General features: G+C 68.8%; 19 protein-coding genes and 1 pseudogene. 9 read left to right on the forward strand and 11 right to left on the reverse strand.

Annotation, left to right across the window (positions count from 1 at the left end; genetic code table 11):
* Positions 1-3 precede the first annotated feature (3 nt).
* The gene (locus OG589_RS41680; protein ID WP_405144313.1) at positions 4-366 is read right to left on the reverse strand and encodes a DsrE family protein; all 363 of its coding nucleotides are present in this window, start codon (positions 364-366) and stop codon (positions 4-6) included.
* A gap of 99 nt (positions 367-465) precedes the next feature.
* On the opposite strand from OG589_RS41680, the gene OG589_RS41685 reads away from it, so the two are divergent.
* The 3 genes from OG589_RS41685 (at position 466) to OG589_RS41695 (ending at position 2,962) form a co-directional block, all read left to right on the forward strand.
* On the forward strand, positions 466-954 hold the full coding sequence (locus tag OG589_RS41685; RefSeq protein WP_405144315.1) for an FABP family protein: 489 nt from the start codon (positions 466-468) through the stop codon (positions 952-954).
* A gap of 494 nt (positions 955-1,448) precedes the next feature.
* Positions 1,449-1,862, forward strand: a complete 414-nt coding sequence (locus OG589_RS41690; RefSeq protein WP_363915189.1) for a Fur family transcriptional regulator — start codon at positions 1,449-1,451, stop codon at positions 1,860-1,862.
* A 38-nt stretch (positions 1,863-1,900) separates the two neighbouring features.
* A complete protein-coding gene (locus OG589_RS41695) occupies positions 1,901-2,962 on the forward strand; it encodes a YgfZ/GcvT domain-containing protein (protein ID WP_405144317.1) in 1,062 nt (353 codons plus the stop codon).
* A gap of 30 nt (positions 2,963-2,992) precedes the next feature.
* Here OG589_RS41695 and dtd read toward each other — a convergent pair whose 3' ends face one another.
* Positions 2,993-3,418, reverse strand: a complete 426-nt coding sequence (gene dtd / locus OG589_RS41700; RefSeq protein ID WP_405144319.1) for a D-aminoacyl-tRNA deacylase — start codon at positions 3,416-3,418, stop codon at positions 2,993-2,995.
* Positions 3,419-3,520: 102 nt separating this feature from the next.
* On the opposite strand from dtd, the gene OG589_RS41705 reads away from it, so the two are divergent.
* Entirely contained in the window at positions 3,521-4,468 is a 948-nt protein-coding gene (locus OG589_RS41705; protein ID WP_405144321.1) for an asparaginase, read from the forward strand.
* Positions 4,469-4,487: 19 nt separating this feature from the next.
* Here the strand turns inward: OG589_RS41705 and OG589_RS41710 are convergent, their stop codons facing one another.
* From OG589_RS41710 to OG589_RS41740, 7 genes are all read right to left on the reverse strand, one after another.
* Positions 4,488-6,110: a DUF2207 domain-containing protein gene (locus OG589_RS41710; RefSeq protein WP_405144323.1), complete on the reverse strand. Its 1,623-nt coding sequence runs from the start codon at positions 6,108-6,110 to the stop codon at positions 4,488-4,490.
* An 85-nt stretch (positions 6,111-6,195) separates the two neighbouring features.
* Positions 6,196-6,525, reverse strand: a complete 330-nt coding sequence (locus tag OG589_RS41715; RefSeq protein ID WP_405144325.1) for a DUF2516 family protein — start codon at positions 6,523-6,525, stop codon at positions 6,196-6,198.
* A gap of 205 nt (positions 6,526-6,730) precedes the next feature.
* A complete protein-coding gene (locus OG589_RS41720; protein WP_405144327.1) occupies positions 6,731-7,171 on the reverse strand; it encodes a hypothetical protein in 441 nt (146 codons plus the stop codon).
* Positions 7,172-7,174: 3 nt separating this feature from the next.
* Positions 7,175-7,714 carry a helix-turn-helix domain-containing protein gene (locus tag OG589_RS41725; RefSeq protein ID WP_405144329.1) on the reverse strand — a complete coding sequence of 180 codons (540 nt, stop codon included), beginning with the start codon at positions 7,712-7,714 and terminating at the stop codon, positions 7,175-7,177.
* 12 nt (positions 7,715-7,726) lie between these two features.
* Positions 7,727-8,653: a M56 family metallopeptidase gene (locus OG589_RS41730; protein ID WP_405144331.1), complete on the reverse strand. Its 927-nt coding sequence runs from the start codon at positions 8,651-8,653 to the stop codon at positions 7,727-7,729.
* Complete coding sequence (locus tag OG589_RS41735) at positions 8,650-9,006, reverse strand: BlaI/MecI/CopY family transcriptional regulator (protein WP_405144332.1); 357 nt, start codon at positions 9,004-9,006, stop codon at positions 8,650-8,652. Before OG589_RS41735 ends, OG589_RS41730 begins: the two co-directional genes overlap by 4 nt.
* A gap of 418 nt (positions 9,007-9,424) precedes the next feature.
* A complete protein-coding gene (locus tag OG589_RS41740) occupies positions 9,425-9,577 on the reverse strand; it encodes a hypothetical protein (RefSeq protein WP_405144333.1) in 153 nt (50 codons plus the stop codon).
* A gap of 209 nt (positions 9,578-9,786) precedes the next feature.
* On the opposite strand from OG589_RS41740, the gene OG589_RS41745 reads away from it, so the two are divergent.
* Positions 9,787-13,125 (forward strand): hypothetical protein, encoded by a 3,339-nt coding sequence (locus tag OG589_RS41745; protein ID WP_405144334.1) that lies wholly within the window; start codon positions 9,787-9,789, stop codon positions 13,123-13,125.
* 367 nt (positions 13,126-13,492) lie between these two features.
* Complete coding sequence (locus OG589_RS41750) at positions 13,493-14,194, forward strand: methyltransferase domain-containing protein (RefSeq protein ID WP_405144335.1); 702 nt, start codon at positions 13,493-13,495, stop codon at positions 14,192-14,194.
* 7 nt (positions 14,195-14,201) lie between these two features.
* Here the strand turns inward: OG589_RS41750 and OG589_RS41755 are convergent, their stop codons facing one another.
* The gene (locus OG589_RS41755) at positions 14,202-15,335 is read right to left on the reverse strand and encodes an IS630 family transposase (RefSeq protein ID WP_405144336.1); all 1,134 of its coding nucleotides are present in this window, start codon (positions 15,333-15,335) and stop codon (positions 14,202-14,204) included.
* Between the two features lie 454 nt (positions 15,336-15,789).
* On the opposite strand from OG589_RS41755, the gene OG589_RS41760 reads away from it, so the two are divergent.
* The 3 genes from OG589_RS41760 to OG589_RS41770 are packed head-to-tail and all read left to right on the forward strand — an operon-like array spanning position 15,790 to position 17,224.
* Entirely contained in the window at positions 15,790-16,128 is a 339-nt protein-coding gene (locus tag OG589_RS41760; RefSeq protein WP_405144338.1) for an ArsR/SmtB family transcription factor, read from the forward strand.
* Positions 16,125-16,601, forward strand: a complete 477-nt coding sequence (locus tag OG589_RS41765; RefSeq protein ID WP_405144340.1) for an SRPBCC domain-containing protein — start codon at positions 16,125-16,127, stop codon at positions 16,599-16,601. Before OG589_RS41760 ends, OG589_RS41765 begins: the two co-directional genes overlap by 4 nt.
* Complete coding sequence (locus OG589_RS41770) at positions 16,598-17,224, forward strand: dihydrofolate reductase family protein (RefSeq protein WP_405144342.1); 627 nt, start codon at positions 16,598-16,600, stop codon at positions 17,222-17,224. Before OG589_RS41765 ends, OG589_RS41770 begins: the two co-directional genes overlap by 4 nt.
* A 37-nt stretch (positions 17,225-17,261) precedes the next feature.
* Here OG589_RS41770 and OG589_RS41775 read toward each other — a convergent pair.
* Positions 17,262-18,271 (reverse strand): annotated as a pseudogene (locus OG589_RS41775) (transposase).
* Between the last annotated feature and the right edge of the window lie 80 nt (positions 18,272-18,351).

Genomic DNA, 18,351 nt, shown 5'->3' on the forward strand with positions numbered 1-18,351 from the left:
GTCTCAGTAGACGAGCGCCTGGACCCCCTCGCCGAGCGCCTCCTCCACGAACGTCGGGGCGCCCGCGATGCGCACGCCGTCGATCAGGTCCGCCACGCCGATCTTCCGGCGCGCCGCGCACTGCGTGCACACGGTCACCTTGCCCGCGGCCAGAACGATGTCGAGCAGGTCCTGCAGGGGAGTCGCCTCTGCGAGGGTGAACTCCTTCGCCCGGCCGGGCAGGCCGAACCACGCCGACTCCCCGGTCAGCCACAGCGACACGGGGACGCCACTGGCCACGGCGGCGGCTGCCACGGTAAAGGCTTGATTGCACCGCTCGGGGGCATCTGAACCAGCCGTCACCTTTATCACCATTGATCGTGCCATGATCTGAGCCTATGCGCGGACGACGCGGATCCACCAGGCGAATGTCCCGTTCGGTGTCGCGGCGCGAGCCGCGCGGGCGGGCATTTAGGCTCATGTGCCATGGAGTCCCAGTCATTGCATCCCGCCCTTGAGCCGATCGCCTTCCTGCTGGGCAGGTGGGAAGGCGCCGGGGTGGGCGGTTACCCGACGATCGAGAGCTTCCGGTTCGGCCAGGAGATCACCTTCGAGCACAACGGCAAGCCGTTCCTGAGCTACACCAGCAGAACCTGGCTGCTCGACGACGAAGGCAACATGGTCAGGCCCCTCGCCACCGAGTCCGGGTACTGGCGGGCGCTCCCCGAGCGGCAGCTGGAGATCGTGCTGGCCCACCCGACCGGCATCGTCGAGATCTACCTCGGCGAGGTGGTGTTCCACAAGATCGAAATGCGCACCGACGTCGTCGCCCGCACCTCCACCGCCAAGGAGTACACCGCGGGGCACCGGCTGTACGGCCTGGTCGAGGGCAACCTCATGTACGCGTACGACATGGCGGCCGAGGGCCAGCCGCTGACCTCGCACCTGTCGGCCGAGCTGAAGAAGGTCGGCTGAGAAGCGGGCTGGAAAGGCCGGCTGAGAAGCGGGGCTGGAAGGGCCGGCTGAGAAGCGGGCCTGGAAAGCGAAAAGAACCCCGGGCGTGCTCCGTCTCCTGATGAGACGGGCCGGCTGGACCATGGGAGGAGTAGAGCTCCCCCCGCCGGCCGCCCGGGGTTCCGGTGTCTGTCGTGGATTCGCCTGGACGCCACCAGTGCCCGGGAGGGCACGACGTCTGGACGGAAGGTCCTGACTTGGCGATGCCCTAGCGGACAGCCACCTCGCTAGCCCAATAATGACTAACCATTGTTCGGACCACCTCCCTTCTGCGTGCCTCGTACGCTATGCGAGCACCTCCGAGGCAGGCAAGCGAATATTTCCGGCCGGCCCCAACCTGCCTGAACGGCGTCTCGCCAGGCCCCGGGCGCGCCGGCCGGGGTGATCCCCGCGCCGTCCCCGCACGGGTCCGCGTACGGCCCTCGCCCCTCGCGCGGGGCTCGTAGACTCGGTGCATGACCGGGACATGGCACGAGGAGCTGCGCGCGCGTGGATACCGGGTGACTCCGCAACGCCAGCTGGTGCTGGAGGCGGTCACCCGGCTTGGCCACGCGACCCCCGAGGACATCTGCGGCCAGGTGCAGGAGACCGCCAGAGGCGTCAACATCTCCACCGTCTACCGCACGCTGGAGCTCCTCGAAGAGCTGGGCATGGTCACCCACACCCACCTCGGGCACGGCGCCCCCACCTACCACCTGGCGAGCAAGGCCGACCACGTCCACCTGGTGTGCCGGGGCTGCGACCAGATCACCGAGGTCAGGCCCGAGCTCGTCGCGGGCATGGTGTCCAAGCTCGAGAGCGAGCTCGGCTTCGAGACCGACGTTCACCACCTGACCGTGTTCGGCCGGTGCCGCGACTGCCGCCCCTGAGTGCGCGGATATCCGCCTGAGCGCAATAGCCTGGAGGCATGCGAAGCCCTCTGCTGGACACGCCCGGAGCCGTAGCCGCCGAGTCACCCGATGACACCGTCGCCGCGCACTACGGCGAGCTGTACGCCGAGCAACGCGCGCTCGCGGAGGGCCAGGCCCTGGTCGACCGGAGCAACCGCGAGGTCGTCCGCATCTCCGGGCCCGACCGGCTCAGGTGGCTCAACGACCTCAGCTCGCAGAAGCTCGACACGCTGGCGCCGGGCACGCCCACGCAGACGCTGCTCCTCGACGCGCAGGGCAGGCTGGAGCACCACCTGACGCTCGTCGACGACGGCGAGTCCGTCTGGGCGCACGTCGAGCCCGGCACCTCCGCCGCGATGGTCGCCTTCCTGGAGAAGATGCGGTTCATGCTCCGCGTCGAGGTCGCCGACGTGACCGCCGCCTACGCCGTGGTGACCGTCCTCGCCCCCGGCGCGGGCGACGGCGCCGCGCGGCCCGTGCCCGAGGGTGCGATCGCGATCGGCGGCGACCTCCTGGTCCCGCGCGAGCGGCTCGGCGGGCTCGCCGAGGAGCTCGGCCTGCGCCCGGCCGGCCTGTGGGCGTACGAGGCCCTGCGCATCGAGGCGCACCTGCCCCGGGCGGGGTTCGACACCGATCACAAGACCATCCCCCACGAGGTCGGCTGGATCGGCTCGGCCGTCCATCTCACCAAGGGCTGCTACCGGGGCCAGGAGACCGTCGCCCGGGTGCACAATCTCGGTCACCCGCCGCGCCGCCTGGTCTTCCTGCACCTCGACGGCAGCGTCGACACCCTGCCGCCGCACGGCGCGCCGGTGACCCTCGGCGTGGGGTCGCCGAGGGAGGCCGACCCGGAGGCCGCGGTGGAGGGCAGTGCCGAGCCCGGCCAGGTCGGCTTCGTCGGCTCCTCGGCCCGCCACCACGAGCTCGGGCCCATCGCCCTGGCCGTGGTGAAGCGCACCGTTCCTGTGGACATCTCGCTGCTGGCCGGGGGCGTCCCCGCCGGCCAGGAGGTCATCGTGCCGCCGGACGCAGGGCGCAACGTCACCATCGACCCCGGCCTGCGCCGCCGCATCCGCTGACCTCGCCGCCCGTCGTACGGGCGCGGGGGCTCAGGTCTCGATGATCAGCGTGATGGGGCCGTCGTTGACGAGCGCGACCTTCATGTCGGCCCCGAACACGCCGGTCTCCACGCGGGCGCCCGCCGAGCGCAGCTCGGCCACCACGGCGTCCACGAGGGGCTCGGCGACCGGGCCGGGCGCCGCCGCCTGCCAGGTGGGGCGGCGGCCCTTCCTGGCGTCGCCGTAGAGCGTGAACTGGCTGACCACCAGCAGGGGCGCGCCGATGTCGGAGCAGGACTTCTCTCCGGACAGGATGCGCAGCCCCCAGAGCTTGGCGGCGAGCTTCGCGGCCTCCGCCGGGCCGTCGGTGTGGGTCACGCCGACCAGCACGAGCAGGCCGGGCTCGTCTATCGCCCCCACGGTCTGCCCGTCGACGACCACGGACGCGGAGCTCACCCGCTGAACAACGGCACGCATGGTCCACGATTGTTCCACCGCCACCCGGCGGGCGCGAACGGCGTGAACGGCGCGCGTGCGCCGTCCGTACACTCAGGGGCGAAAGGAGACCAAGTGTCCGCTGTGCCATTGATTGTGGAAGTCGTCCGTTCCGGGTTCGTGGAGTCCGTCCATCGTGCCCGGGTGTTCGCCCTGGATGCCGAGGGGGTGCCGATGGCCGTGCACGGTGACGTCGCCGCGGCGGCCTCGCCGCGCTCGTCGATGAAGCCGTTGCAGGCGCTCGGCATGCTCCGCGCGGGGCTCGACCTGGACGGTGAGCTTCTCGCGCTCGCCTGCGCCAGCCATTCCGGCGAGGACTTCCACGTCGAGGGGGCCTCCAGGATCCTGGCGACCGCGGGGCTCGACCCCACCGCCCTCATGTGCCCCGAGGACCTTCCCATTGACACCGCGACGGCGCACCAGGTGCTGCGCGCCGGGGGTGGACCGGCCCGCATCACCATGAACTGCTCGGGGAAGCACTCAGCGATGCTCGCCACCTGCGTGGTCAACGGCTGGTCCACCGGCGACTACCTGCACCCGGGGCACCCCCTGCAGCGGGCGATCCGCGCCACCGCCGAGGAGCTGACCGGCGAGCGGGTCGCGGCCACCGGAGTCGACGGCTGCGGCGCACCGCTGTTCTTCGCCTCCATGGCCGGGGTCGCGCGGGCCTTCCGTGCCCTCACACTGGCCGCGCCCGGCACGTACGAGCGGCGGATCGCCGACGCCATGCGCGCCCACCCCGAGTGGACCTCGGGCACCTCCCGCCCTGAGGCCGCGCTGATGCGCGCCGTGCCGGGGCTCATGGTCAAGTCGGGGGCCGAGGCCTTCGACGCGCTCGCCTTCGAGGACGGCCGCGCGGCCACCGTCAAGATCGAGGACGGCGGCCAGCGGGCCAGGGTGCCGGTGACCGTGGCCGTCCTGCGCGCCCTCGGGCTCGGCCTGGACGCTCCCGAGCTGGACGCGCTCGCCAGCCCGCCGCAGTTCGGCGGAGGCCGTCCCGTGGGGGAGGTCCGCGTACGCGGCCAGGTGTGATCCGCCGCCTTTCGCGGGCTCAGATCGAGCGGCGGAACTGGCGGGACGTGGAGATCGCGCCCGAGGTGGTCAGCGTGAAGGTGCGCATGGAGTCGGCGAACTTCGACAGGTCCCACTCGGCGGGCCCGTGGTACCAGTACAGGTTGTCGGCCTGCTCGCCGTTGCCGTTCAGCGAGGCCACCACGCGGGCCCAGCGGTCGACGTTGTCGAAGACCACGGCGTACGGCAGGTAGCGGGAGAACAGCTCGATGCGCTGGGCCGGTGGCACCTCGCCGATCTCGCCCGCGGCGAGGTAGTCGCGGAAGCCGAGGGTGTGGGCGAGGGCCGAGGAGCCCCTTGAGGTCTTGGCCGGCATGTACTGCCCGCCGACGGCCAGGGCGGCCCCCGCGATGATCAGCGCGAGGCCGAGCAGGCCGTACGTCGTCAGCCAGGCGAGCAGCACGGTGGCGAGCACGCCGAGGCCGGTGACGACCACCCCGATCGTGGTCCACCGGGTGCGCACCGAGTCGGGACGGCGGGCGAACCAGCCCTGGGCGACGACGTCGCGGTAGAGCGCGTCGCGCACCTTGCCGAGCCCGGCCGCGAAGGAGCCGTGAAGCTGGGACAGCAGCACAGAGTCGCGCCCGTCGAAGATCGCCAGGTGCAGCGCGCGCTCGTAGGCGAGAAGGGTCTCCACGGGCGCGTTGGCCACCTTCACCAGCAGCCAGTCGGGGGCGTCGTAGGTGCCTCGGGGCTGCTCCTCGATGTGGATGAAGCCGCGGACCGCGAGGTCGACGATGGTCGCCGTGACGTCGATCACGTCGGCCTGCTCGTCGATCAGCGTGCCGATCTGCCCGGGGCGCACGCCGTCGGGCGGGGAGAACCGGCCGTCGAGCAGCGGGTTGACCGTGCCGCCCGCCTCGCTGTCGAGGATGCGGGCGTCACGGCCGCGGGTCCAGTAGAGCAGCGCGACGCCGCCGAGCAGCAGCACCAGGAGCGCGACGAGCGCACCGCCGGTGAGCGGGCTGACGGTGAAGGCGTTGGCGAGCTCGAACCGCCGCTCGAGGATCGGCCGGCCGCCGCTGGCGCCCGGGGGGAAGCCGGCGACGACGGTCAGCGCCTGGGAGGGGCCGAGCCCCTGCTGCTCGAACTCCGCCCGCGTACCGCTCTCGTCCATCGAGGCCGCGGTGCAGCCGGTGGCGGAGGTGAGGTCCCCGGCGAAGCACGAGAGGCTCTGGAGGGGGGCAGGGCCGCTCAGCTTCACGACGGCGTCCTTGACGGGCGCCGACCAGCCGCTGACGACGTACCAGCGCAGCTCCTCGCCGCCGCCGACCGGCGTGACGGCGCCCGCCACGTCGTACTCGATCGTCGCGGTGCCCTTGCCGCCCAGCGTGATGGTGTCGCCGGTGAGGGTGCCGTCGCCCTTGAAGTTCGTGACGCGGTAGACGCGGTCGCCGGCGTCGTCGTACCTGGTCCTCGTGAGCAGTGTGCGCCGGACCTGTCCGGTGTAGCTGATCTGCTCCTTGATGTGGAGCACGCCGCCGGGGCGCAGCTCCGCGGTGACGTCCGCTTTGGTCACGCCGTCGGCCGAGGCGTGGGCCGGGGTCGCGATGAGGACGGCCAGCGCGAGCGCGAGCGTGAGCCGATGGACGAGATTGACCATGGAGCGTCAGCCTAGCGGTCGGCGTGGGACCCCGGGACTAGACCCTCATAGCTGATCAATCACCAACAAATGGGACGGCGTGCCGCTACCAGGGCCCGTACGGGCCGCTGTTCCCTCCGCCCTTGCCGATCTCGCCCACGGCGGGCTTCACATCGGCGAGGTAGATGCCCGACCCGATGACCGACGCGACGGTGAAGATGCTGAGCACCGAGAGGTACTGCACGGCGGCGGCGAACGAGAACAGGGTCGCGAGGCCGAGGATCAGCAACCAGAGACGCTTGTTGAGCTTGCCCGCCATGGCGAAGGCCCGGGCCGGGGTCCTCAGCGCGTGGACCAGAGCCCATGCGCACAGGCCGAACGCCCCGATGGCGAGCACCCAGAAAATGAGATCCAGGAAGCCGTGAATCTCGAACATCGCCTCTCCAAGGGGTCATGTGATTGGCCGGGTTCAGCCTAGCCCGGACGGAGACCTCCCGGGGGCCCGCGACGGGTGGTCACGGCCTGGTCTGAACGTGCTGGACGGCCCGTGCCCGCACAACGCGCACGGGCCGTACCCCGACAACGGACGCGGCCCGCCCCGGGTTCCGGGACGGGCCGCGCTCATTGGCGTTCGGTGGCGTTCAGGCCTTGGGGCCGGTACCGCGGGTGCTCTTGCGGGCCTGCGTGGTGCGGGTGGCGGTCGCCGGCTGGGCGCTGGTGGAGACCTCCTCCAGCTCAAGCGCGGCCTCGCCCGTCACCCTGCTGACGACCTTGCGTCCACGGTTGGCGAACTGGTCGTACAGCAGCGCGGCCTTGGCGCTGATCGTGTCGGCGTACTCCTTGGCCTTCTCGGGCAGGTCCTTGGCGACCGCCTCGGCCTTGACCTGCACGGTGCTGGCGTACTTCCGCGCGATGTGCGGCAGGTCGCGGGCCGTGGCGCCCGACTCCACCCGGCGGGACTGCAGGCGCTGGAGCTGCTCGGGCAGCTCGCGCAGCTTCTCGACCGCGAAGTCGCCCGCGCCGGCGACGGCGTAGAACGGCTTGGACTCGGCGAGCTTCTTGACCTCGGCGTTCAGAGGCATGGGTTAACCTTCCTTGGGTTCCGGTTTGATGCGGCCGTTCGGCGAGGAGGTCACACTCCCCTGTGCGAGAACCGCGTCGACCCCTGGGGTCTCCGGCTCGGGCCGGGCGTTCTGGGAGGTCCGCTCGGTCTCGGCCGGAGCCTCGGCTCGGTTCTCCTTGCGAAACGACTCGTAGATATCGATCAGCACCTGACGTTGCCGCTCGGTGAGAGTGCCGTCGGCCCGCACTGCGGCCAGCACGTCGCTGTCCGGCTCGCGGTCCTCGATGAGGCCCGCCTGCACGTAGAGCGCCTGCGACGAGATCCGCAGGCCTTTGGCGATCTGGTTCAGGATCTCCGCGCTCGGCTTGCGCAGGCCGCGCTCAATCTGGCTCAGGTAGGGGTTCGAGACCCCCGCCTGGGTGGCGAGCTGGCGCAGGGAGATCTTCGCCTGCTTCCGCTGATCGCGGATGTACTCACCGATTGAGCCGACCTTCGGTAGTTCCATGCTTTTAGTCTGCATCACCGTGCTTGCAAATGCAAACACGGTGGCAAACTCCAGCAAGCACTGGGGATGTCAGCCGGGATAGATCCACAGAAGGGGCGCGGAGACCGACAGAAGCACCGAGAACGTGACAAGGCTGTACCTGAACCGCCTCGGCAGTGCGACGCCGGGCTTGATCAAGCGGTTGACCCGCGCCATCACCTGCTCGCCGGCCGCGCCCAGCGCCCCGTTCGGCGCGGGCACGGCCCCGGCCGTACCGAACCGGAGCAGCGCGGTCGCCAGGCGGCGTGGCGAGCAGTAGCGGCGGGCGCGGTCGTCGGCGGCCATCTCGACCAGCAGGGCGACCGAGGAGTGGGCGTTGCGCACCACGCTCAGCCAGGGCAGCGCCCAGTTGAGCGCGGTGAACGGCAGCAGGACCAGGTCGTGGCGCTCGCGCACGTGCGCGGCCTCGTGGGCGAGGACGGCGGTGAGCTCGTCGGCGTCGAGAAGCGACAGCGTGCCGGCGCTGACCACGACCTCCGACCTGAGGCCCGGCAGGCAGTACGCCGCCGCGCCCGGATGGTCGACCACGCGCACGCCCGGCACGCCGGGGTCGTCGCGGGCGATGAGGGAGAGCAGCACGCGGTGCCTGCGCCGGGCGCGCAGGGTCTGGGCCCCCGCGGCGAGCAGCACCACGACGAGCACGGCGAGAAGCGTCAGGCCGGCGGCGAGCGCGGCGACGCGGGGCAGGTCGTAGGGCTTCATCAGGCCGTACCCCATGCTGAAGGAGATCGCCGACTCGACGAACGAGCGCAGCCCGTAGAGCACGCCTCCGCCGTAGGGCTCAAGCGCGTACGCGAGCATCGCGCCGACGGTGGCGAGACCCCACGTCACCCCGAGGGACTGCCAGAGCAGGATGGCCGCCCGGGGGGCGCGCCACGGCCACCGGGCGGACGTGAGCCGCCATGCACCTACCGCGCACGCCGTGGCGAGCGCGGCAAGGACAGCGGCCATGATCACTCTTCTTCCAGCTCCGTGAGTGCTTTGCGCAGGATTTCGGCCTCGGAGCCCGAGACCGTCTGGGCGAAGCGCGTGAGCGCCGCCGAACGGTCACCGGTCATGTCGAGAGCTTCCAGCATAAGCTCAGCGACGTATGCGTCGCGGCTCGCACCGGGCTCATAGCGCCACGCGCGCCCGTCACGGGTGCGGTTGAGGAAACCTTTACGGGTCAGCCGGTCGAGAACCGTCATGACCGTCGTGGGGGCGAGGTCGCGATCGGCGATCAGACGGCCGACCTCCCTGGCGGTCAAGGGGGCCCCGTGGGCCCACAGGATGTCCATGATGCTGCGTTCAAGCTCGCCGAGACCCTTCACGCGACAAGCCTACCTCGGGTAGTACTACGTCGTGTAGAGGGCCGCCTCGGCCGTGCGGGCCTACCGTGCGGCGCCGCGGGCAGACTGGACGCGAAGGGCGAACTGTCGTGAAAGGTCACAGCTCTTGTGACCTTTCACGATGATTGGCCCCGAGCGGCACGCTGACCCGCGTTCTTTGCGCAGGCTTTCAATCAGGTTGGCCCCTACTTCTCATCGTGTTTGGCCCGCAGAGCCCGTTGTTCACGCTGCTTGACTTGGGCGCCTTTGTGCGGGATTGCTCCGCGTGGAGTCATGCATTCCTCAGCGGTGTTGGCGGCTGTGGCTGGTTGAGTTCTTGGCTTGGAGCAGGGTATGAGCTGTGCTCGCCACTCGGACGATTAGGAGAAGCGAGCACAGTGCGGTCGTGGTGGTCTCCGGCTCAGCGAGCCTGCAGCCACCAGACCGCCAGGGCAACCGCGCTGGAGCCGGCCGCCGCGGCGACGCCGCGGACTAGCGCGAAGGCCGCGGTACGAGCCAGGCGGCGGACCAGGCGGCCGCGGCGGGATGGGATGGAACGGTTGGTGCTGTTCATGAAGATCTCCCCTGGGATCAGCCCCGGCATCGGGTGTGAGGCGCTACAGGGAGGACTGCACCGCTCCGGCGGCTTTCCGGCGATCACCTCGTAGTCAGCCGAAGCTGTCTAGGCTGGTCGGCACCAGGCGGCGGGTATTCCGGCCCGGATCCGATCCGGATCCGGTAGCCGGATAAGTCATTGATGGTGCGTGCTGGAGGAAGGTACAGGTGGATGACCACACCCCAAGCCCTGCCACAGGCGCGGCCCTTGAGTTTTCCGTGGCCTTGCGCAGCCTCTACGAGGCCGCTGAGCGTCCGCTCTACAAGATCCTTATTCGGCAGGCAAATCTCAAGCAGCCATCCATCAAGCTCACTCATTCCTCACTGAGTGATTGGCTCGCCGGCCGCACCGCCCCCTCTTCGCAGGAGGCGGTGCGCTTCCTGGTGGACTTCTTGGAAGCTCGAGCTGGTAAGCGGGGCTACGTTGTGCGCGGGCCGAAGTGGTGGGAGCAGCGGTGGGAGGCCGCCGTGCGGGCGCGCCGTCCCAACCGCGGTGGCCGACCAGCTCGCCGACGCACAGACGAGATCGGCCCAGAACCAGTTCAAGAGGTTCCTCCGCTTGGATGGCCGATCGCGGAGTTACGACCGGCGGATCTGGAGGTGCACCCGGCCATCACGGTCGGCGAGGCCGCGCACGAGGTGGGCGAGCTGCCGCTGTATCTGCCACGGCGTCATGATGCGCGCCTGGCTGAGATCGTCGATGGGGTGCGTGGCGGTAACAGCGCGATCGCGGTACTGGTCGGTGGATCCTCCACGGGTAAGACCCGCGCCTGCTGGGAGGCGATCCAAAGGCTGGGTGAGCCATGGCGACTGTGGCACCCGACCGATCCGGGTCCGCCACGGGCCGCCCTGGCAGGGCTGGCGGCGATCGGCCCGCACACCGTGGTGTGGCTGAACGAAACCCAGCGTTATCTGCTGACCGCCGCAGATGCGGGTGAGAAGATCGCCGCAGGTTTGCGGGACATATTGCGTACCGGGGAACGTGGCCCGGTGCTTATCGTGGGCACGTTGTGGCCCCGCTTTTGGGACGAGTTGACCTCGGTGCCCGAGCCGGGCAACGCTGATGTGCACGCGCAGGCTCGGGAGCTGCTGAAAGGCAACATGATCGACGTGCCTGCGACGTTCACCCCCGAAGCGCGCGACCCGGCGATCATCGCCCGTGATCCTCGGTTGACCGAGGCTGCCGAGCGCAGTACGGGCGACGGACATCTGACCCAGTACCTGGCCGGCGGCCCGGCAGTGCTGGACCGCTACAGGGCCGCCGACGTCGGCGAGCGGGCGCTGCTGGATGCCGCGATCGACGCCCGCCGCTTGGGCCACGGTCGGCTGCTGCCACGGGTTTTGCTGGAAGAAGCAGCGGAAGGTTACCTGAGCGATCAGCAGCTCGACACCTTGTCCGATCATTGGTTGGAGCGCGCTTTCGCCTATGCCACCGATCACAACCCGTGCCGGGGAGCGCGGGCTCCGCTGACTGTCCCTCGGCGTCGACGTACTGCACAGCGAGCCGATGAGGGGCAGGTGTTGTATGCCGTGTCGGACTACCTCCATCAGATGGGGTACACCGAACGTCAAGCCGTCGCGATACCTGCGGGGGTCTGGGATGCGCTGATCGGTCACGCGGACTGTGCGAGCTTGGCACCGCTCGGACAAGAGGCGGAGACACGGAGCCTGTATCACTGCGCTTTTCGCTTGTATGTTGCTGCCGCTGAGGCCGGGTATGCCGATGGGCTCGATCTGGCGATAAGCCTACTGAGGAAGCTGGACCGCACTGATGAGGCGATCGTCTGGCTGCAGGAACGCAGTACCGCCGGGGATGACAGCGCGGTCGGCCGTGCGGCCCAGCTGATGGATGATCACGGTCATGGCACCGAAGCGCTCGCCTGGCTGCGGCGTCTGGCCGAGGCAGGCAATCATGTCGCGTTAGGGCTTGCGGTCGATCGGCTGATGCGTGCCGATCACGGCGCTGAGGCGATCGGATGGGCGCAGATGCGCGCCCAGGCCGGCGCTCCCGGCGCGGCGTTGCTGGTAGCCGAGCTGCTATGCCGGGCAGGCCGCATCGACGATGCTGCGGCCTACTACCGGTACGCCATCCAGCCCGATCCCGCCGCTGCCCCCTGGCGATCAATCGACCCTGCGCAGGCCACATGTTTGAGAGACGATGCGCTGGCGTGGCTGCGCATCCATGCGGATACCGAAGGAGATTTGCTCGCCTTACGGCTCATGGCCAGCGCGTGCCGCCGGCAAGAGCGCATCGATGAGGCATTCGGTTACTACCAGCGGGTCGCAGAGGCCGGTGACGTGTACGCGTTATGGGTGGCGGCTGGGCTGCTCAAGGACGCGGGCCGCGTCGACACGGCACTGGGCTGCTACCAGCGTCTTGCGGTCATGGACGCCCCCATCCTGCCTGATCCATTGGGTGACGCGGTTGAATTGCTACGAGATAGCGGCCGAGACGATGAGGTGATCGGCTGGCTGCAATTCTGCGCTGAATCCGGGAACGTGCGGGCCCTGAAGTGGGCCGTAGTGCTGCTAGGCAAGGAACAGCGCACCGATGAGGCCATCGAATGGCTGAAGGCTCGTACGACAGCGGGTGATCCGCTGGCACCACGGCTGGCGGGCGAACTGCTGCGCCAAGCCGGCGATATCCACAGCGCACAGGAATACTTCCAACATGCTGCCGCGGCCGGTGATCGCCTTGCGTTACAACCACTGGCCGAGCTTCTGCAACAGACGGGCCATCTCGAAGAGGCGCTCACTGTCTACCGGCACGCCGCGGCGACGGATTCCACTGCATCCCATCGACGGCTGACCTTGCTGCTCAACGAAGGACGTGTACTGGATGCCATCGCCTGGCTGCAGGAGTGCGCCCAGGCGGGTGAACCTATGGCCCTCGATCGGCTCGTTGATCTTTGCCGCCGACACGGGCAGCTGGAGAAGGCACTGGTCACAGCTAGTTCCCTCAGTGAGTCAGGGGACCTGTTCGCCATGGCATGGGCCGTTGGGCTGCTGAAAGAGACACAGGGCGTCGATGCAGCAATCGCCTGGCTGCAAAGGTCGGCCAAAGACGGGAACGTCATTGCGCTCGATCGAGTGAGCGAGATGCTTCAACGGCAAGGCCGCCAGGAGGAGGCGCTTGATTGGCTACGCGCTCGCGCCGAAGCCGGCGAAGGGTTCGCCGTAGCCAGGGCAGCTGAGCTGATGAAGGCCACAACTCCTGTCCCGCAGGTACTTCACTGGTTGCGTGAGCGTTTAGCAGCAACTGGCCACTTCGCCCTTACCGCGATCGGTGACCTGCTGGGAGAAGAAGGCGAGAGCGACGCAGCGCTGACCTTCTATCTGCGTGCTGCCGAAGCGGGAGATCCGGAGGCGCTATCCACGGCAGTCGAGTTGCTGCAGGCCAAGGGCCACGGTGACGCTGCCAACCGGCTACGGCGATACGGCATCACACCCGGAGCAACCATCGACCAACGGTGGCGCTGTGGGACAGCATTGGCCGCCCAGCGGTAGGTCTTTCCTCGGTACAGCAGGGCATGAACGTCAGTATTCGATCTTGGACTCGCGTCCGAGCCGGTTTGTCGGCATTGAATTTGGACGCGTCCGGGGCGCCGGTGACCTGTGGATGAAGGTCTTTCAGGCGGCTTCCGGTTGCTAGTGCCGCGTCAGGGAACGTTTGCCCTGTGTGGCGCTAATCGGCACCCATGGGGCGCAGAACGATCGTGAAACACCCGATGCCGGACAGGCCGAGCGTGCCAGGATCGACCGTATGACTGTCGCTCGCAAGAGTTCTGCCGGGCAAGCAGACACCGCAGCCCCCACGCAGCCGCCGTGGATCCGTCCTGTTCCCGAGGGTTCTGCCGGGCCCACAGAGCGGGCTGTGCCCAACGACTACGACAGCTTCGCCGAGGCGTACTCGGCCGAAAACGAGGCCAGCCTCATCAACGCCTACTACGAGCGGCCCGCGATCCTGGATCTGGCCGGTGACGTGGCCGGCCGGCGGATCCTCGACGCCGGCTGCGGCTCTGGCCCCCTGTCCGCGGCACTGCGCGACCGGGGCGCCATCGTGACCGGCTTCGACTCCAGCACCAAGATGCTGGAGCTGGCCCGGCAGCGGCTCGGCAACGGCGCGGCCCTGCACCTCGCCGATCTGGGCAGCCCGCTGCCGTTCCCCGACGCCGCGTTCGACGATGTCGTCGCGTCCCTGGTCCTGCACTACCTGGAGGACTGGACGGCACCGCTGGCCGAACTGCGGCGCGTGCTGACGCCCGGCGGCCGGCTGATCGTGTCCGTTAATCACCCTTTCGCCGACTACCTGCAGGCCGGTCCCGGCGCCAGCTACTTCGCGACCCGCAAGTACTCCGAGGAATGGACCCTCGGCGGGCACAGCGCCCTGATGAGCTTCTGGCGCCGGCCACTGCACGCGATGACCGACGCCTTCACCGCAGCCGGCTTCCGGATCGCCGTCATCAGCGAACCGTCCCCCGCACCGGGGGCCCGCGAATTGTTCCCCGACATCTTCGCGGACAAGCCCTCGGGGGCCTTCCTGTGCTTCCTGTTCTTCGTTCTTCAGGCCGACTGATGCCGTATCAGGCCACGTTTGCCTTGGCGACGACGGCTCGGAAGCGGCGATCGTCGGCATGGCGGTTCCGCCAGATCATGTAGCGGCGGATCATGCTGCCCTGCTCTTTATGACTGGCGTGGTCGGTGCCGTCCAGGGCGAAGTAGCGCAGGGCGGTGAACTGGGCCTCGATGCGGTTGAGCCAGGAGGAGTTGGTCGGGGTGTAGGCGATCTCGACGTTGCTGGCCACCGCCCAGGTGCCGACCCGCTGGCACCGTTTCGTGGCCAGGTGCGGGGAGAAGTTGTCGCACACGATCGCGATGCGGACCTCGGGCGGGTAGAGGGTGCGCAGGTAGCGGCAGAACTCCAGGAACTGGGTCCGCTTCTTGATCGGTTTGATGTGGCCGTAGAGCCTGTCACGCTTGAGGTCCAGGGCGGCGAACAGGTGGCGGACCCCGCCGTATCGGTTGTAGGTCGCCCGGCGCCGGCGGCGGGGCTCGCGGTCAGGGTCCTTGTGCCTGCCGCCGCGCTCGGCCCATTGCCGGCCCTGGTGGGGCATCAGGTTGAGCGGCCCGAACTCGTCCATGCAGAAGATGACTTCAGGCTCGCCTTCCTCGGGTATGACCTCGCCGTCGGCGATCGCGTAGAGGTGTTCGACGCGGGCCTTCTTGGCCGCGTAGTCCGGATCGCGGGAGGCCTTCCAGGTCTTCAGGCGTTGAAACGAGACGCCTTCCTCGCGGAGCAGGATGCGCAGGCCCTCGTGGCTGATGTCGTCGACCACCCCCTCGGCGACCAGGAAGTCCGCCAGCTTGGTCAGGCTCCAGGTAGAGAACGGCAGGTCGTGCTCGGTCGGCTTCGACTTGGCGATCTTCTTGATCTCGCGCCGCTCGGGCAGCGTGAACGTCTTGGGCCGGCCGCCCTTGTACTTCGGATACAGCGACTCGAAGCCGTCGGCGTTGAAGTTGTGGACCACGTCCCGGACCCGGTCGTCGCTGGTGAACGACACCTCGGCGATCTTCGCCATCGGCATGCCCTGCGCGGACAGCAGCACCATCTGGGCCCGCCGCCAGGTCACCACCGACCCGGTGCCCCTGCGGATGATCCGTAGCAGCCGTCTGCCCTCGTCATCGTCGATCTCGCGTACATGTACTCGTTTCGCCACCCAGCCAGGGTGACGGCCACGCGCCGCTCGGCACAGCACCCGGACGGCGCGTCACACCGCAACAGGGCAAACGTTGCCCGATCCGGCACTAGTTCGGTGTCCCTTAACGTGCACCGTGTTTCCGGTGGGTGTTGTGAGTCCTCGCCGGTGTGGGCGAGGACTCCCCGCACCCGCTCATCGACCAGGGGCGCGGTGATGCCGGCAAGTGTCGCTTTGTCGTGGAGGATTCGGATGAGCGGCCGATCTGCCGCTGCCGCAGGTTGTGCCGCCGTTCCGTATCAAGATCTGGGACGCTGCGGGGATCACCGACCCGGAGGGGTCCCGATCTGCTGTTGAAGCCGATCAAGGTCTTGGCCGCCTCGTGCCCGGCCTGCCACCGCCATGGCCGGGCACCTGGGACGACCTAGATACTTTGCTCTTGCGCTAAGTGTTTCGGCGGGCAATGCTTAGCCGCATGGCACAGTATTCGGCGGAGCTCGACGGCGTGTTCGTCGCCCTCGCCGACCCGACGCGGCGCGGCGTCATCCGACGCCTTGGCCGCGGCCCGACGAGCGTGGGCGATCTCGCCCGCGAGTTCCCGATGACCCTTCCCTCCTTTATGAAGCACGTGCGGACGCTCGAGGCGAACGGCCTGATCCGCACGGTAAAGCTCGGCCGGGTGCGCACCTGCGTGCTCAACCGCGACCGGCTCGCTCTCGTCGACGGCTGGCTCGCGGAGCAGCGCCAGATCTGGGAAGAGCGCACCGACCGGCTCGAACGCCTCGTCACCGATCCGAAGGAGAAACAACTATGAACCCCGATCTTGACCTGACCCTGCAGCGGGTCATCCGCGCCCCCCGCGCCGCCGTGTGGAGCGCGTGGACCGATCCATCCCGCTTTGAGAAGTGGTGGGTCCCGGCGCCGACCGTGTGCCGCGTCGACCGCCTCGACGTCCAGCCCGGCGGCGCGCTCGTGACGCGACTGAGCGACGACGGGGTGGACTTCGTCCCGCACGTCAACGCGAGCTTCCTCGTCGTCGACGAGCTCGAGCGGATTGTGTTCACGAACGCGATCGACAGCGCCTGGCGCCCCGCGAATCCCGCGCCGGTGCCCATGACAGCCGAGATCACGCTGAGCGATCATCCAGACGGCACGGACTACCGGATCATCGTCCGGCACGGCGATCCTGCCGCCCGCGCCCGCCACGAGGAACTCGGCTTCTTTGAAGGCTGGGGCTCGGTCACCAAGCAACTCGCCGTGGTCGCGGAGAGCCAGGCCGCGCGGTGAAGATCGCTCTCACGGAGTTCGTCACCCTCGACGGGGTCAGCCAGGGCCCCGGCTCGCCGACCGAGGATACGAGCGACGGCTTCACCCGGGGCGGCTGGCTCGTGCCCCACCTGGACGAACTCTTCGTCCGGCGTACCTCCGACTGGCTGGACCTCGCCGACGGTCTGCTGCCCGGGCGGCGAACCTACGAAGCGTTCGCTCGGGACTGGCCGCAGATCACCGACCCGGACGACCCGTACACCGAGCGGATGAACTCACTACCGAAGTACGTGGTGACCAACACCCTCACCGAAGGGAGTTGGCATCCGACGACCGTGCTCCGCGGTGACCCGATCCAGACCGTCGGGGAACTCAAGGCGCAGCCAGGACGGGAACTCCAGATCCACGGGAGTGCGCGACTCGGCAACGCCCTGTTGGCGGCGGGCCTCGTCGACACGCTCCGGCTCGTCGTCGCCCCGGCCGTGACCGGTTCCGGGCGGCGACTGCTCGACCACCCGAGCGGACCCGTCGGCCTTCAACTCTTCCGCCACGAGGTGACGGCGAACGGCCTGCTGCTGCTCCAGTACGAGACTGTCGGCGCTGCCCCGGTAGCGGAATACGAGGGCGTCACGGCCTTTGTCTAGTGCGGTGACCAGGACCAGATACGTTCACCGGGTTTGATCACGCCGCGTTGCGGTGGGGTCGGCCCCAGCGTTGCTGGCGTTCGCTGCGGATGCGGGCGCGTTCGCGGCGTTGGGCGGCCAGCACGTCGGGATGGCGAGCGTTGGCGTTGCGCCGGCGCAGATAGGCCTGCAGTGCACGTGCGAGGACGACGTGGTTGGGATGGTCCGAGCCCGCGATCACGAAGGTGCGCAGTGGCCCGAACTGCGGCTCGATCGGGTTGGCCCAGGAGGCATAGGTGGGGGTGAAGCACAGCTCGACCTTGTTCTTGGCCGCCCAGGCACGGATCGCCGGTGTTTTGTTGGCCGACAGGTTGTCCAAGATGACGTAGACCGGAGCGCCGTCGGGGCGTGCGGCGCGGATCGACTTCAAGGCGGCCAGAGTGTTGGCGCCGCTCTTACCGCGCCGGGTAACACCCCACAGGGTGTCCTCGCCCAGGGAGTAGCAGCCGTGGAAGTAGCGAACGCCGTGGGTGCGGGTGTAGGTCGTCGGCAGCCGGCCCGGCTTGCCGCGCTCGGCCCATCCGGTGCCCTGGCAGGGCCGAATCGATAACGGCCCGAATTGATCGAAGGCGAAGCACCTGTTGGGGAAGCGGCTGGTGACCTCCTCGATCCGGTCGAGCTTGGCATCGAAGTCCGGATCGTTGGAGGTCTTCCATTGCGCACGCTCCAGTGGGTGAAGGGACGTCCCAGCCTGGCTGGACGCGTTTTGGCCGTCTGGATGACGAATGCGATGTCGTCATCACTGATCAGGCGGGGACGGCCTCCCGCCCACTGAGGGTCCAGCGCGGCCAGCCCTCGCTCGTTGAAGGCGTGGATCACATCTCGCACCGTGTCTTCATGCGCCGCGACCAGCCGGGCGATCGCCGGAGCGGGTGTTCCCGACGCCGACGCCATAATTGTCACCGCCCGGCGCACCCGAACCGAGCTGTGCTTGCCTCGGCGCACGATGTGCTGCAACCGGCGTCCCTCGTCCTCAGTCAGCCTCCGTACCCTGACCGGCTCCGCCACCCGTCCACCTCACCCTGCGACGACAACTTGCCTGCCATCGAGAGTGACCGATCACCCCGGCAACTCGCACCTACAACGCC

Origin of the sequence: Sphaerisporangium sp. NBC_01403 (assembly GCF_045040145.1) — a bacterium.
GTDB lineage: Bacteria > Actinomycetota > Actinomycetes > Streptosporangiales > Streptosporangiaceae > Sphaerisporangium > Sphaerisporangium viridialbum.